Source organism: Saccharothrix texasensis, assembly GCF_003752005.1.
Taxonomy (GTDB): domain Bacteria; phylum Actinomycetota; class Actinomycetes; order Mycobacteriales; family Pseudonocardiaceae; genus Actinosynnema; species Actinosynnema texasense.
The window spans coordinates 8,233,868-8,248,161 of record NZ_RJKM01000001.1; the positions used below are offsets into that span (position 1 = coordinate 8,233,868).

The following is a 14,294-nucleotide window of genomic DNA, read 5'->3' on the forward strand; positions in this document are numbered from 1 at the left end:
GTCGGCAGCCACGGGGGGTCAGGTCTTCGTGGCGGTGACCCAGCGGTTGGCGGCCAGGGTGTCGTGGGGTTCGGGCAGTGGCCCGCGTCCGTGCCGGCGGGTGAAGTCGAACGGGGTGCGGACCCGGGTGGTCCAGCCGCGGGCGGCGAGGGTGGCGGCCGAGTCGGGGCGGGGATCGTCGTCGAACAGGGCGAGCAGGTCGATGCCGGTCTGGGTCTTGGTCGACGTGTAGACCGGGTTGTGGCGGACCGCGGGGTGCTCCCGGACCAGTTTGACCTCGTAGGCCAAGGTGCTGCCGGGTGCGGACAGGCGGTCCACGGTGTCGATCAGCCGGCGTTCGGCGTCGCCGGGCAGGTACAGCAGCAGGCCTTCGGCCAGCCAGGTGGTGGGTTCCTCCGGCCGGAACCCGGGTAAGAGCCGCGCCCAGTCGTCGCGCAGGTCGGCGGTCACCGGGTGGCGGGTGGCGCGCGGGTGTGCGCCGAGGCCGTCCAGGACCCGTTGCTTGAAGGCCAGCACCGGGGCCTGGTCGAGTTCGAAGACGACGGAGCCGGGCGGCCAGTCGAGGCGGAAGGCCCTGGTGTCCAGGCCGGCGCCGAGCAGCACGGCCTGGCGGTTGCCCGCGCCGAGCACGACGTCGTCCAGCATCCTGGTGCGCAGCCCGAAGTAGCGGGCGAGCCTGCCCCACAGCGGGTTCGCGTCACCGTCCGGGACGTCACGCGGGTGCACGGGCCAGCTCGCGGACGCCGGCGCGGCCCGCACGAAGTGCTCCGCGTAGTCGTCGCGGGCCAGGGAGTCCGGGCGGTGCGTCTCGATCGCGCGGGCGGCCGCGACCATGAGCGCGGTCAGCGCGACGCCCTCACCGAGCACCGTTCGTCCTCTCGTCCGGCGGGATCGCACCACGTGTCGGGGCGGTCGTGGGTGGTGGTGCGGGCCCCGTACAGGTCGGCCATGAACCGCACGGTGTCCTCGTCGCGCTGCACCAGGCTGGTGGTGCTGTCGACCAGGAGCGTGATGTGCCAGCCCTTCTGGAAGGCCGTGCGGGCGGTCGAGTCCACGCACACGTCCGCGTACACGCCGGCGAACACCAGGTGCTCGATGCGCCGCCGCCGCAGGTGGTGCTCGAAGCCGTCGGTCAGGAACGCGTCGAAGCACGCGTGCTTGGTGACCACGAGCTCGCCCGGCGCCGGGGCGACCTTGTGGAACCGCGCGCCCCAGGTGCCTTCGCGGCACGTCGGCGCCCGACCGCCGCGTTCGTTGCGCCGACGCCAGCTCGGGCCCTGGTGCTCGACGTCGCCGGCGAAGCGGACGAACACCACCTCGGTGCCGCGCTCCCGCGCCAGGTCGACCGCGCGGGCGGCGTTGGTCGTGACCGCGTCCAGGTGTGCGGGGTCCTTGCGGTACCTGGCAGTGGCGACCGGCCCGGTGCAGAAGTCGTTCTGCAGGTCCACGACGACCAACGCCGTCCGGGTCACGAACCCGCCTCCAGCCTCGCCGGCCGCCCGACGCGCCCGGGGGGCAGTTCGGCGAGCAGCGCGTCGACCACGGCCGTGGTCGAGTGCCGCCCGCCGAGGTCGGGGGTGAGCACGCCGCGGGCGGTCACGGCGGCGAGCGCCCGTTCCGCCGCCTCGATCGCGCCCGCGCCGTCGCAGTGCCGTTCGACGACGGCCGCCGCGGCCCGCACGGTGGCCACCGGGTTGACGGTGTCGCGACCGGCCAAGTCGTCGGCGGAACCGTGCACGGTCTGGTACTCCACCAACCCGGCCAGCTCGGGGTGCAGGTAGACGTTCTCGGAGCAGCGGTTCTCCTGCTTGTCCCCGCCGTAGCGGTCCAGCAGGACGACGTGCATGATGTCGCCCCACTCGTTGCCGGCCACGACGACCGTCCGCCTCGGCAACCCGTGCTGGATCAGGTTCCTGTTCACGGTGTCGGGTTGGTTCAGCTCGATCCGCACCCGGTGGCGTTCGGCCGCGGCGTGCACCCAGTCGTCGAACGCGCCGTCGAGCAGGTGGTGCTTGTAAGCCATGACGATCCGGTCGGCCCCGCCGTCCGGCCACTGCCGCCACCCCTGCGCCAGCGCGTGGGCGATGACGTCGTCGGTGATCTCTCGGCTGAACTGCATCGTGCGGGTGAGCACCCCCGGCGTGTGCCGGTTCTCCCCGGTGTAGAAGCCCTGGGCTTCGTCCCGGACGAGCAGCAGCGCCGCGTCGGGCGACGAGCCGGGCGCCGAGATCACGTCGACCTTCACCGCCCGCAGCCGCTGCCTGACCAGGTACAGCGACTGCGCGTTGACGGCCGTGCGGAACACCGCGGCGCCGCCCCGCCGGGCCAGCGACCGGCAGAACCGCTCGTAGTGCCCGGCGTCGTCCTCGGTCAACCGGCGCGCGTCCGCGATCCCGTCGGCTTCGGCGCGCAGCGAGAAGTAGGAGTGGTAGACCCGGGGTGAGCGGGTGATGGCCGGCGCGACGCCGTGCAGCTGCCCCAACCGGTTCACCACCCGTTCGAAGACGTCCGCTAACTCGGGGCCGGTGCCCCGGCCCACGGCGAGCCCGACCTGCGCCGTCATCCGGCGCTCGGGACCAGGTGGTCGCCCGGGATGCCGGCCGCGTCCGGTCGGTAGAAGTCCTTGATGCTGTCCACCCAGTCCGACACGGAGATCCGGTCGTCCTGGTCCGGCTCCAGCGCGGCGAAGAGCGCGTCGATGTTCTGCCGTTCGAACCCGATGGCGGACATCAGCGCGGTGAACACCGGCCGCTCGATCAGGCCGTCACCGTCCGGGTCGCTCAACGCGGCCAACGACCGGGCGAACTCGTCGATCGTGGAGTCGAACCGCTCGGGCGACAACACGCTGTCCTCGAACTCCTCCCGGTCGATGCGGCCGTTGCGGTCGTCGTCCAATTCCTCGGCGAGGGTCTTCCAGTAGCGGTGGAACGCCGCGGTCATCGCCTCCTTCGCCGCCGCGTCGGACTGCGGCGCCGCCTCGACCACCCGGTGGGCCATGACCTCGAAGTCGTTCGCCTCGATCTCACCGGAACCGTTGGCGTCGAACAACGTGAAGACGAGGTCGACCCGACTCAGCGCCGCCTGAGGATGGTTCATGTTTCCTGCTTCCGTCGAGGATGACGACGCGACCTGGAATCGCGCCATCGACCCGCCAGCGTGTCCGATGGCGGTGTCCCCATGATGTCGGAGGCTGCGCCTGCCCGGTCGAACGATTCGCGTGTTCACTGGAAAGTGTGAATTGCCGGCACCACTTGGAATTCTCTCGAACGCAGCAGTCCCGCCCGCAGCGGAAATTGGCGATAGACGGTGTTGTCCGCAAGAAAAGGGACATCGTCGAGGCCGAGCGAACCCTGGACGGGCGTGCACGGGGAAAGCCGCACTTTGAGGGCGACACCCGGCACGGGCGGTGATAGAGGTTGAGCGCGCCGTGCGAGAGGTGGGGTCGTGGAGGACGGAACTCGGCAGCCTGACCGGCCCGAGGTGCGGCGGTGGAGCCCGCGCTACCGGTTCGTCGTGATCGTCGTCTACTTGCTGGTCGTCGTCGGTCTCACGGCGCTGTCGCTCCAGTCGGTCGCGTCGGCGGACGGGCCCGCCGGCACCGGGTCCGTGTTGCGGTGGTTGCCGATCGGCCTGGTGCTGGTGCTCTCCAGCGTCGGCATCAACCTGGTGCCGGCGGTCGTCGGCAAGGTGTGGCGCGACCCGGACCAGGCCAACATCGGGTTCGTCGACCTCACCGGATGGCTCTGGCGCACCCTGCGCCCGCCCTTGCGGGCGTTCTGGGTGCTGCTCGCCGTGGCCGCGCTCGTCGCGGGCGGGGTGGTCATCCGGCCGGAGTCGACGGACCTGGAGCCGGGCAGGTTGCGGATCATGACGGCGTTCGTGCCCAACCCGAACGACCCCCGGACGCTGCTGCTCGAGCAGTGGAACCGGCTGCACCCGCAGAACCCGGCCGAGTTCGACTTCGCCTCGGGCGAGACCGACCAGCAGCACGAGCGGATGGTGAACGACGTCAGACCGGGCGGGCCGCACCGGGCGGACATCTACGTGCTCGACCTGGTGTGGATGGCCGAGTTCGCCGAGCAGGACTACCTCCGGGAACTGGTCCACCCGAGGCTTTCCGAGACCCAGTTGAGCGACTTCCTGCCCAACGTGCTCGCCACGTGCAAGTGGGAGGAGAAGCTGTGGGCGCTGCCGTTCAACACCGACGCGGGCCTGCTGTTCTACCGGTCCGACCTGCCGGACGTCCCCGCACCCGAGTCGTGGGACGCCTACTTCGGGTCTTCGGCGCTGGTCCCGTTCGCCGCGGCGAAGAACGCGTCCCCGAAGATCGAGGCCGCGAACGCCGCGCAGCTCGCCGACGAGGAGATGCTCACGATCACCGCGCTCGAGGCCATCTGGGCCGCCGGGGGCGAAGTCGTCGGCCCCAACGGGCAGCTGCTGCTCACGCCCGACGGTTCGATCGACTTCACGCCGGAGGACCTCAGGGGCATCGAGAAGCTCGCCGCCGCGTCGAAGAACCCCGAGCTGGTGACCCACGACGCCGGGCAGACGACGGACGGCTCGGCGGTCGAGGTCTTCGCCTCGGGCCGAACGCCCTACATGCGCAACTGGCCCGTCGCGCGGGACGACATCGGCGACCGGGTGCCGTTCAAGGTCGTGGCCCCCACCACGGCGAGCGTGCTCGGCGGGCAGAACCTGGCGATCTCCGCGGCCTCGGACAAGCCGCGCGCCGCCCAGGCGCTGATCGAGTTCCTCACCAGCCCTTCCAGCCAGCTGATCCTGTCGGAGCTCGGCGGGTTCGCGCCGACCCGCCAGTCCGCGTACGGCATCGCGAAGCGCCCCTTCAGCCAGCAGCTCCGCGTAGCGGTCGAGCGGGCCCGACCGCGGCCGATCACCGGCTGCTACACCGAGTTCAGCCGCACGTTCCGCCGGGGCATCGGCCGAGCCCTGAACGCGGGCGGCGAGCTGGAACCGGACTTCGCCAAGCAAGCGGCGGACGCGTGGCGGTGCGTCGGCACCCGCTGACACCGCTCGGCGCCGGTCAGGTGCGGAGGTCGGTGCGCGTCGATCAACGCCGTCGCCTCAGTACTTCGCCATGGAGTAGTAGCCCTGCGCGTCGTGCAGGCAGTAGACCCCGTACGGGTAGACCTCGGCCCAGCCCTCGTCGATGACCGACTGCTTCCACGCCACGCACTCGGACTCGTCGGTCCAGTAGCCGTTGACCTCGAAGCCCGCGGCGTGCGCGGGTGGGGCGACGAGCACGGCCGCGGCCAGGGTGATCGCGAAGGCGAGCAGGCGACGTGGCATGAAGACCTCCGACGTGGTGACCTGGGGCTTGAAGATAAGCAGTGCCGGCCCCCGCGGACATCAGCCGAACGTGTGCCGACAGGACGTCGGCACTACGCACCCCCATCCGGGCTCAGGGCGCCACGCGTGGGCCGGACGCGGTCAGCAGGGCGGGGCGTACGCGAGGTCCGCGCCGACGTAGCGCCGCCACGCCTCCTCGGTCAGCGCGCCGCTCGTCGCGCCGCAGATGCGGTCGATGTTGCGGTCCACGTCGAGCGACCACACGCGAACCGCGTAGTCGTAACTGCCGCTCGCCAGCGTATGGCCGTCCGGGCTGAACGCGACCCCGTACGCGGCGTTGGACTGGCCGCCCAGCGGGCGACCGACGGCCGAGACGCGCGCCGGGTCCGCGACGTCCCACAGCCGCACGGTCGCGTCACCTCCGGCGGTGGCGAGCCGGCGGCCGTCCGGGCTGAACGCCAGGGCGGTCACCAGCGTCGTGTGGCCGGTGATCGGGCCGCCGATCGCCGTGGCGCGCTCGGGCGCGGCGACGTCCCACAGCCGAACCGCGGAGTCCGCGCCGCCCGAGGCGAGCGTCCGCCCGTCCGGGCTGAACTCGACGCTGTAGACGGTCCCGGTGTGACCGGTGAGCGTGTGCACGGGAGTGGGGTGGGCGGGGTCGGCGACGTTCCACAGCAGGACGGTGCGGTCCACCCCGCCCGCGGCGAGGGTGCGCCCGTCCGGGCTGAACGCCACCGCCTGCACCTGGAGGGAGAAACCGGTCAGCGGCTCGGCCAGCCGGGTGGGGCGGGCCGGGTCGGTGATGCTCCACAGCCGCACGGTCGCATCGCCGCCGGACGTCGCGAGGACCCGCCCGTCCGGGCTGAACGCCACATCCGTCACCGCCGCGTCGTGCACCTTCCACGGGCGGCCGAGCACGGTCGGGCTCGCCGGGTCGGTGACGTTCCACAGCCGCAGCGTCTGGTCGTTCCCGACCGCGGCGAGGGTGCGCCCGTCCGGGCTGAACGCCACCGCGGTGACGTTCGCGGTGTGCCCGGTCAACCGCGGGCCCAGTTCGCGGGGCGGGTCGCCCGCCCGCCAGAGCCGCACCGTCGTGTCGGCCGAACCCGTGGCGAACACGTCACCGTCCGGCCGGTAGGCGATCGCGTTCACCGACGACGTGTGCCCGGTGAGCCACGTGCCCGGCAGGTCCCACACCTCGACCGAGTGGTCGTAGCCCGCGGTGACCAGGGTCGAACCGCTTGGACCGAACACCACCGACGACACAGGGCCGCTGTGGCCGCTGAGGGGCGGTCCGAGCGCGGCCGGGCGGGCCGGCTCGGCCACGCTCCACAGCTGCGTGGTCGCGTCGCCGGCGGCGGTCGCGAGGACCCGCCCGTCGGGGCTGAACCGCAACCCCATGATCATCCGGGCTGTGCCGCTGAGCAACTGGTTCACGTACGCGGGCCGCGCGGGGTCGGCGACGTTCCACAACCGCGTGGTGGAGTCCGCGCTGCCGGTCGCGAGCGTGCGGCCGTCCGGGGTGAACGCCAGGGACAGCACGGGGTTGACGTGACCGGTGACCAGCGGGGTCGACGACGGCGCCACGTGGGCGGGGTCGGCGACGTTCCACAGCCGCACGGTTTGGTCGCGGGAGTTCTGCACCGGGCCCTGTGCCGTGACCAGGGTGCGGCCGTCGGGGCTGAACGCCATCGCCGCCACGCCGCCGTCCTGCGTCAACGGCTCTCCGATCAGCGAGGGGCGCGTCGGGTCGGCGACGTCCCACAGCCGGACCGTCCGGTCCAGCCCGCCGGTGGCCAGGACCCGGCCGTCCGGGCTGAACGCCGTGGTGAACACCGCGTCGTCGTGGCCGTCCAGGGGCGCGAGGGCCGCCGGGCGCGTCGGGTCGGACACGTCCCACAGCCGCGCGGACTCCGAGTCGGTGGTCGCGAGCACCCGGCCGTCGGGGCTGAACGCGACGGCCCACCCGATGTCGGGCAGTGGCAGCGGTTCGGCGAGCGGCACGGGGTGGTGCGGGTCGGCGAGGTTCCACAGCCGCACGGTCGAATCGGCCCCGATCGACGCGACCGTCCGCCCGTCGGCGGTGATCGCGAGCTGGTTGATGTTCTCGGTGTGGCCGGTCAGCCTCGTGTGCAGCGGCACCTGGCCGGCGGTGAGCAGCCGGGTGTAGGTCTCCTCGTCGGGGCGCATCCGGTGCGCCAGCAGGGACAGCTGCGCCGACAGGGAGGCGTCCGTGCCGCGGAGCTGGTCGGCCTCCGCCAGGACCCGGTGGTAGACCGCGACGTCGCGCTGCTCCACGGCCTTCCCCTGCTGCTGGTAGGCGACGGCGGCCGCGGTCGACGCCGCGACGCTGAGCCCGACGAGGGCCGCGCGGGCGACCCGTCGCCGCGAGGTCGCCCGCCGCCGGGCGCCCTCGGAGGCGAGGAGGAACGCGCGGCCCGTGCCGCTGAGGTCGTCCGAGGACGCCCACGACCGTGCCAGCTCCAACCGGCTGCCCCGGTACAGCAGCGAGGCGTCGTGCCGACCGCCGCGCTCCCACTCGGCGGCGGACTCCTCGATCGCCTGGTGGACGAGGCGCCCGGCGCGGTCGTCGTCGATCCACCGGCGCAGCAGCGGCCAGTCGCGCAGCAGCGCCTCGTGGGTGATCTCGACGGTGTCGCGGTCGTTGGTGAGGAGGCGGGCTCTGGTGAAGGCGTCCACCACCGCGGCGGGCAGGTCCCGCAGCGGCACGCGGCGCCGGGTGTCGTCGGTGCCGTCGCCGACCCGGACGAGCCGCAGGAACACCGTGCGCGCCAGGCGTTGCCCGTCTTCGTCGAGCGAGGCGAAGGTGGCGTCGGCGGTGGTCGCGAGGGCGTGCTGGATGCCGCCCGAGTCGCGGTAGCCCTGGACGGTGAGCGTGGACCCGTTGCGCTGCTGCCAGCACGCGCGCAGGGCGTGGGCGAGCAGCGGCAGCCGCCCGGCCTCGTAGCCGGACGTCGCACCGAGGTCGGTGAGCAGGAGGTCGACCAGGCCGGCCTCGATGTCCAGGCCGGCCAGGCGGGCGGGCATGACGATCGTCTCCCGCAGTTCCGCCCGGTTCATCGGGCCGACGACCAGGGGTGCGTCCTGCAGCGCCGCGCGCAACGGCGGGTAGTCGGCGCAGGCCGCGTGGAAGTCGGCCCGCACGCCGAGCACCACGAGGGCCCGCGCCGGGTCCGCGGCCAGCTCGGCGAGCCGGTCGACGTAGGCCTTGCGCCTGTCCTCGTCGGCGCACAGCGTGAACAGCTCCTCGAACTGGTCCACGACGAGCACGACGCGGCCTTCGCCGTCACCCGGTTCCACCGAGGGTTCCGCCGTGGGCGTGGTCACGACCACCCGCCACCGGTCCGACCCCGGCAGGGCGGCCCGCGCCAGCCTCGGCGCCAACCCGGCCCGGAGCAGCGAGGACTTGCCCGCGCCGGACGGGGCGATCACCACCTGGATGCCGCCCTCGCGGCTGCGCCGGTCGACCAAGCCGACGAGGTCGGCGACCACCGCGTCCCGACCGAAGAACCAGTCGGCCTGCTCGGCCTCGAACGCCGCGAGGCCCGGGTAGGGGCACTCGCCGACCACGGGCCCGAACGTCCGCACCCGCTCACCCGCGCCGTCACCCAGGTGGACGTGCTGGTCGCGCCCCACCTGGTTGACGCTGCCACCGCCGGACGCCCACGCCGCCTGCGAGACCTGCGCCCCGTCACCTTCGAGTTCCACCCGCCCACCCCCGAGGGGCCAGTATGACTTCGACGTTTCCGTTCCGATCCGCACAAGTACGCCGTCGTGCAACCCGTTCGGGTACGACTCGGATGTCGTGGCCGGCGTGCGAGGTGACGGTTCGGTCGGTGTGGTGCGAACGACCGATGTGGTGCGTTCGTCGCTCGGTTAGCTTGGCGGGCGCGAGGTCGAGGTCGGCTGTCGGCGGGCGATCCGTCCGGCTCCGTGCCGACCACCCTCGCCGTCACGGACGGTGGCGGCATCATCACGACGGCCGAGGTGGGCAGGACATCATCGTCTCCGACGACGCCCCGGGTGCGCCGACGTGGTTGTCTCTGGTCTGGGAACCGGACGGGTGCGCGCGTTCAGGGCCGTGCCCGCCACTGTGGACAGCCGAGCAGACGAGAGAGAACCCGATGACCAGAGACAACGACCCCGAGGTGGTCGCCGAGCTGGACCGCCTCGACGCGGCGGTCAGGGCGGCGCCCGCGGGAGACACCACGGCGCAGATCGCGCTGTGGCGGCAGGTGACCGCGTTGGAGCAGTGGTTCTTCATCGCGCGGGGCCCGGCGGACCGGCCCCGTCCCTACGCCGTGGCCGCCGAGCAGGGGCCGATGATCTGCCTCTACAGCAGCGCCGCACGGGCGGGTGAAGCCGGCCGCGCCCTCGGACTGGTCGACGCGGACAGCGGCTCGGCGTCCTTGTTCAGCGTGCCGATGCCGGCGGCGGTCGACTACGTCGCCTCGTTCGGCAAGACCGGCGTCTTCGGGGTGACCCTGGACCACCCGCGGCTCGGTCACTACATCCCGCTGGGGAACCTCGGTCTGCTCAAGGCTTGGGTCCAGGGGGCCGGGCAGTGAGCGGCGCCGACCCGGACGACAGCTTCGTCGAGGTGATCGCGCGCGAGGTGGAGGCCGACCCCGCCAACCTGGCGTTGCGCGAGGACTTCATCACGCTGCTGCTGGAGCGGGACCCGGACCGCGCCGCCACCGAGCTGACGGCGTTCGAGGCGCTCGGCGGTGACCCGGCCCGGGTCCGCCTGCTGCGCGCCCGGCTGATGGCGTCGCGGATGCGAACCTCGAACCCGTCGCCGCCCGCCGAGACCCCGCCCCCGGCGGCGTCCCCCGCACCGGGGGCGCGGTCCGGCGGAAGCGCGCCGGACCAGGTCCCGACCCCGACCCGCGGGGACCGCCAGGACGGCGGCCGCGCCACGCCGGCGTCGCTGTGGGACGCCGAACGCCCGGCGGTGACGCTGGCCGACGTCGTGGGTCTCGCCGAGGTCAAGCGGCACCTGGACACCGCGTTCCTGGCGCCGCTGCGCAACCCCGAGCTGGCGGCGGCGTTCGGGCAGAAACCGGGCGGGTCGCTGCTGATGTACGGCCCACCCGGGTGCGGCAAGACGTTCATCGCCAGGGCGATCGCCGGCGATCTCGGCGCGTCCTTCATCCACGTCACCCTCGCGGACCTGCTCAGCAGGTGGCTCGGGGAGAGCGAGAAGGCGATCCAGAGCGTGTTCCGCGACGCCCGCGCGGCAGCGCCGTGCGTGATCTTCTTCGACGAGTTCGACGCGCTCGGCGGGCGGCGCACCTCCGGCGGCGGCGGGTCGCAGACGATGCGGATGCTCGTCACCCAGCTGCTGGAGGAGCTCGACGGCGTGACCGGCGTGAACGACGGGGTCTACTTCCTGGCCGCCACGAACCGGCCGTGGGACATCGACTCCGCGCTGCGCCGACCGGGCCGGATCGACAAGACGGTGCTGGTGCTGCCGCCGGACGCGGTCGCCAGGGCGGCGATCGTGCAGGGCGCGCTGGAGGGCAAACCGACCGACGGCGTGGACGCCGTCACCGTCGCGGCGGCCACGGAGGGGTTCTCCGGCGCCGACCTCGGCCACTTGACGACCACCGTGCTGCAACAGGCCATGGTCGAGTCGATGAGCAGCGGCGAGCTGGTGCCGGTCACCACCGACGCGCTGCTGGCCGCGGTCGGCGGCGTCACCCCGTCCACGACGTCCTGGTTCGACCAGGTGGCGCCGGTGCTGGAGTACGGCGTCGACGACGGCACCTTCGACCAACTCCGGGCGTACCGGGTCAAGCGAGGCATGCGATGAGGAACCCCGGCCACGCGGCCGCCGACGACCACGACGCCGTGGAGCGCACCCTGGACCTGGCCTGGGAGCTCTTCGCGGCACAGCCGGCGCACCCCAAGGTCGCCGAGCTGGCCTCACGGGTGCTCGCCGCCCAGCCGGAGCGGAGCAGCGTGTCGCTGTTGCTCGCCAACCACCGCGAGGTGTGCGGCGAGGCCGGCGAAGCGCGCCGCCTCTACCTCCAGGTGGCCGGTCGCCGCGACCACCAGTTCGTCAACGCGGCCCGTGCCCTCCGACACCTGGCGGTGGCCGAGCACGACCACGCCGAGGCGCTGAGCTGGGCGCGCACGGTGCTGGGCGAGGACCACGAGGAGTGGGGCGACTGGATGGAGCTGGGCCACGCCCAGGCGCTCTGCGGGGAGCACGAGGACGGGTGGCGCCAACTCGACGAGGCGGTGGCGCTGTGCTCCCGGACGGCGCCGGACGAACTGCCCAAGGCGCTCGGGAAACGCGCGGCGTACCTGCTGGGGAGCTTCGCGCCACCCGACCGGTTCGTCCCCGCCGCCGAGGAGGCCATCCGGGCCGATGCGGCGAACTCGTGGGTCGCGCTCATGCTCGGCTGGTCCTACCTGGTGCAGTACCGGTTCACCGACGCCGAACAGCTCGGTCTGCGGCTGCTGCGCGAGAACCCGACCGAAGACCTGCTCCAGGACCTGGTGGGCACGGCCCGGACGATGCTGAGGATCGTCGACAAGGCGCACACCCAGGACATCACGCTGGAGGACATCCGCCGCAGCGGGGTGATCGAGCTGGGGTGGCGGCAACTCCGCGACCAGGTGCTCGGCACCGACCTGGCTTCCGCGCTGGCGGCGTTGGACGACGTGATGCCCGCCGACCTGCGCGCCACCCTCCGGCCGGGGGTCGCGATCTCCGACGTGCCCGGGAGCGACCAGCTCGGCTCCGTGGCCGCGGAGGACCTGGTGGCCTGGCACGACGGCCAGCGGCCCGGCACCGGCGCCGCCTGGGGGACGGCCGGGCCGTTCCGCCTGATGTCCGCGGCCGAGATCATCGCCCTGGGCGCGGAGATCGAGGCCGATCCGGCAGCGCACCCCGAATGGCCCGAGAACGAGGTCTGGGAACAGGTGATGACCGACGACGCCGGGGCGTACCTGGTCGTCGTCGCGCTCGGGGCGCTGGTCGAGCGTCGACCCGGGCAACCCGACAAGCCCGTCGCCGAGTCGATGGCCGACTGGATCTGGGACCGGGTGGCCGACTTCGGCGGTCGGGACCCGCGGCCGGCGCCCCGCCGGACCGAGGTTTCGCCGACCGACCCCGTGCTGCCCCCGGGACGTCCTTGACGGGCGTCCTCCCCACAGGGGCCGCGGTGCATGACCGGAACCGTTCCTCCCGCGCCGGTGCGCGCCGCGGTCCTGTCGATCGGCGGCCGTCCGGTCCGAGTGAGTCCGCTCCTAGCGGCCGGTGCCGGAGGTCAGCGGCGGGTCGGTGAGAGCCGAACCGTGGAGCACGTAGTGGCGTGGTGCCAGCGCCGCGGGGTAGCGGGGGAGCGCGGCCAGGCAGCGGAGGTGCGCCTCCTCCGGCGTGCGGATCTCCGGGGTGGCGGTCAGGTGCGCCACCAGGGGGATGCCGTGCTCGGCGGGCAGGACTCGGCTGGTGGACGGTGCCAGGGCGTCGTCCAGCAGTGCCTGCACCTCGGTCAGGTCCACCCAGCAGTTGTCCACGAAGTGCCAGGTGTCGGGGCGGGCGATGGGCGGCAGGGCGATCGCTTCCCGCTGCCGCGCCGGGGTCAGGTCCGCGCGGGCCGCGGCGAGGAGCAGGCGTTGCACCGCCGCGAGCAGGGACTCGACCTCCTCGCGCGGGACCAGGCCGGTGTCGGCGGTCCAGACGTCCAGCACCAGGTCGGGTTCGACGCTGGTCAGGCCGAAGCGCAGCGGCGTGCCGTTGCGGGGGGTCGAGCGCCAGCGGATCGTCGTCTCGCCGGACGTGGCGGGCGCGGGCGCTCGGCGGGCGAAGGGGGTGTTGGGGCCGAACCACGACTCCGGCACCGTGCTGTTGAACAACGGGTCGTAGTCGAACACCAGGCCGCGGTCGTGCGCCGTCCGGTCGTCCGACGCCGCGCGGGCCGCGGCGTCGTACCGGCCGTGCCTGCTGGCCTCCAGGACGGCCGTCCAGGTGTGCCTGACCAGGGTGTCGAAGTCGTGGTCCGCCACGTCCACGGCGGCCAGGCAGCCCTGGGCGAGGGTGCCGACGTACCCGGTCAGGGCGCGGTCGAAGCGGTTGCCCGACAGCAGGGGCAGGATCAGCTCCCGGTAGCCGGTGCGGTGCGCCAGGACGGCGCTGATCGCCGCCAGGACGATGCTGGAGCGGCTCGCCCTGGTCCGGGCGGCGATCCGGCGCAGCGCCCGTCCCGCCGCCGGTGACGACATCTCCACCGCCGCCGACTCGCCGGTGGCGGTGGCGCCGGGGAGCAGGTACAGCGAGCGGGGGGTGCGGCGGGACAACGAGCCCAGGTGCGCGAGCGCCGCCCGTGCCCGGCGCCGTTCCAGCGGGGTGGCCTCGATCTCGGCCTGGTCCAGCGGTTGGCGGCGCGGTGGGCCGACCTCGCGGAGGGACGGGGTGGCGGTCAGTTCCCGGAACTCGTGCTTGAGCACCTCGATCGCCGCCCGGTCCACGGCCATGTGGGAGAACTCGGCGGCGCACGCGACCACCAGGTCGTCCTGCTCCGGGGCCACCGCCACCACCAGGCGCGCCGCGGGCCGCGTGCCGTCCGGGGTGTCCCGCAGCCAACGCAGGAGCGCCGACGCGACCGCGGGCTGGTCGGGTTCGCCCCACGTGCCTTCGCCGAGGGAGCAGACGACCACCGGGACCACCCCGGAGGCCGCCACGGTCTGCCGGGGGTCCTCGCGGCCCGAGTACGAGGTGCGCAGCCCCTCGTGACGGGCGACCAGGACGGCCACGGCCGCGGTCACGTCCGGCACGTGAACGCCTCGGGGCACCGGCACGTCCACGGGCAGGGTGGCGTGGAAGTGGTCCGGGGTCCGCATCAGCCAGCGCACGATGTTCAGCTGCCCGAGGGTCAGCGATCCTTCGCGGTGGGCCAGACCGGCGAACTCGACCGCCTCCGAGCGCACGGTGGTCAGGCGCACCCGTCGTCTGC

General features: G+C 73.3%; 11 protein-coding genes. 4 read left to right on the forward strand and 7 right to left on the reverse strand.

The genetic code is table 11. The features are described from left to right. Nucleotides 1-18: 18 nt before the first annotated feature. From EDD40_RS37005 to EDD40_RS37020, 4 genes are read right to left on the reverse strand one after another with little or no spacing between them, the layout of a single operon-like run. Entirely contained in the window at nt 19-867 is an 849-nt protein-coding gene (locus EDD40_RS37005) for an SAM-dependent methyltransferase (protein WP_246038157.1), read from the reverse strand. After that, nucleotides 843-1,472, reverse strand: coding sequence for a cysteine hydrolase family protein (locus EDD40_RS37010; RefSeq protein WP_123746995.1), 630 nt, complete (start codon nt 1,470-1,472; stop codon nt 843-845). Before EDD40_RS37010 ends, EDD40_RS37005 begins: the two co-directional genes overlap by 25 nt. After that, nucleotides 1,469-2,563: an isocitrate/isopropylmalate family dehydrogenase gene (locus tag EDD40_RS37015; protein ID WP_123746996.1), complete on the reverse strand. Its 1,095-nt coding sequence runs from the start codon at nt 2,561-2,563 to the stop codon at nt 1,469-1,471. Before EDD40_RS37015 ends, EDD40_RS37010 begins: the two co-directional genes overlap by 4 nt. Continuing rightward, a complete protein-coding gene (locus EDD40_RS37020; RefSeq protein ID WP_123746997.1) occupies nt 2,560-3,096 on the reverse strand; it encodes an EF-hand domain-containing protein in 537 nt (178 codons plus the stop codon). Before EDD40_RS37020 ends, EDD40_RS37015 begins: the two co-directional genes overlap by 4 nt. Nucleotides 3,097-3,444: 348 nt before the next feature. Here EDD40_RS37020 and EDD40_RS37025 point away from each other — a divergent pair, with 348 nt between their 5' ends. Continuing rightward, nucleotides 3,445-5,025, forward strand: coding sequence for an extracellular solute-binding protein (locus EDD40_RS37025; RefSeq protein ID WP_148089040.1), 1,581 nt, complete (start codon nt 3,445-3,447; stop codon nt 5,023-5,025). 57 nt (nt 5,026-5,082) lie between these two features. Here EDD40_RS37025 and EDD40_RS37030 read toward each other — a convergent pair whose 3' ends face one another. Both EDD40_RS37030 and EDD40_RS37035 read right to left on the reverse strand, forming a co-directional pair. Continuing rightward, on the reverse strand, nt 5,083-5,307 hold the full coding sequence (locus EDD40_RS37030; RefSeq protein ID WP_123746999.1) for a hypothetical protein: 225 nt from the start codon (nt 5,305-5,307) through the stop codon (nt 5,083-5,085). A gap of 141 nt (nt 5,308-5,448) precedes the next feature. Next, on the reverse strand, nt 5,449-9,036 hold the full coding sequence (locus tag EDD40_RS37035) for an nSTAND1 domain-containing NTPase (protein ID WP_123747000.1): 3,588 nt from the start codon (nt 9,034-9,036) through the stop codon (nt 5,449-5,451). A 416-nt stretch (nt 9,037-9,452) separates the two neighbouring features. On the opposite strand from EDD40_RS37035, the gene EDD40_RS37040 reads away from it, so the two are divergent. Genes EDD40_RS37040 through EDD40_RS37050 form a run of 3 tightly spaced genes read left to right on the forward strand, consistent with a single transcriptional unit; the run spans nt 9,453 to nt 12,477 of the window. Beyond that, nucleotides 9,453-9,896, forward strand: a complete 444-nt coding sequence (locus EDD40_RS37040; protein WP_123747001.1) for a hypothetical protein — start codon at nt 9,453-9,455, stop codon at nt 9,894-9,896. Further along, a complete protein-coding gene (locus EDD40_RS37045; RefSeq protein WP_123747002.1) occupies nt 9,893-11,143 on the forward strand; it encodes an ATP-binding protein in 1,251 nt (416 codons plus the stop codon). The genes EDD40_RS37040 and EDD40_RS37045 overlap by 4 nt, the downstream gene beginning before the upstream one ends. Beyond that, entirely contained in the window at nt 11,140-12,477 is a 1,338-nt protein-coding gene (locus tag EDD40_RS37050; protein WP_246038160.1) for a tetratricopeptide repeat protein, read from the forward strand. The genes EDD40_RS37045 and EDD40_RS37050 overlap by 4 nt, the downstream gene beginning before the upstream one ends. 111 nt (nt 12,478-12,588) lie before the next feature. Here EDD40_RS37050 and EDD40_RS37055 read toward each other — a convergent pair whose 3' ends face one another. Further along, nucleotides 12,589-14,283, reverse strand: a complete 1,695-nt coding sequence (locus EDD40_RS37055; RefSeq protein ID WP_123747003.1) for a condensation domain-containing protein — start codon at nt 14,281-14,283, stop codon at nt 12,589-12,591. Between the last annotated feature and the right edge of the window lie 11 nt (nt 14,284-14,294).

What these genes read in the sequence shown, in the direction of transcription:
- EDD40_RS37015 (WP_123746996.1), bottom strand. Translation starts at nt 2,563, where the DNA reads ATGACGGCGCAGGTCGGGCTCGCCGTGGGCCGGGGCACCGGCCCCGAG.
- EDD40_RS37020 (WP_123746997.1), bottom strand. Translation starts at nt 3,096, where the DNA reads ATGAACCATCCTCAGGCGGCGCTGAGTCGGGTCGACCTCGTCTTCACG.
- EDD40_RS37030 (WP_123746999.1), bottom strand. Translation starts at nt 5,307, where the DNA reads ATGCCACGTCGCCTGCTCGCCTTCGCGATCACCCTGGCCGCGGCCGTG.
- EDD40_RS37040 (WP_123747001.1), top strand. Translation starts at nt 9,453, where the DNA reads ATGACCAGAGACAACGACCCCGAGGTGGTCGCCGAGCTGGACCGCCTC.
- EDD40_RS37050 (WP_246038160.1), top strand. Translation starts at nt 11,140, where the DNA reads ATGAGGAACCCCGGCCACGCGGCCGCCGACGACCACGACGCCGTGGAG.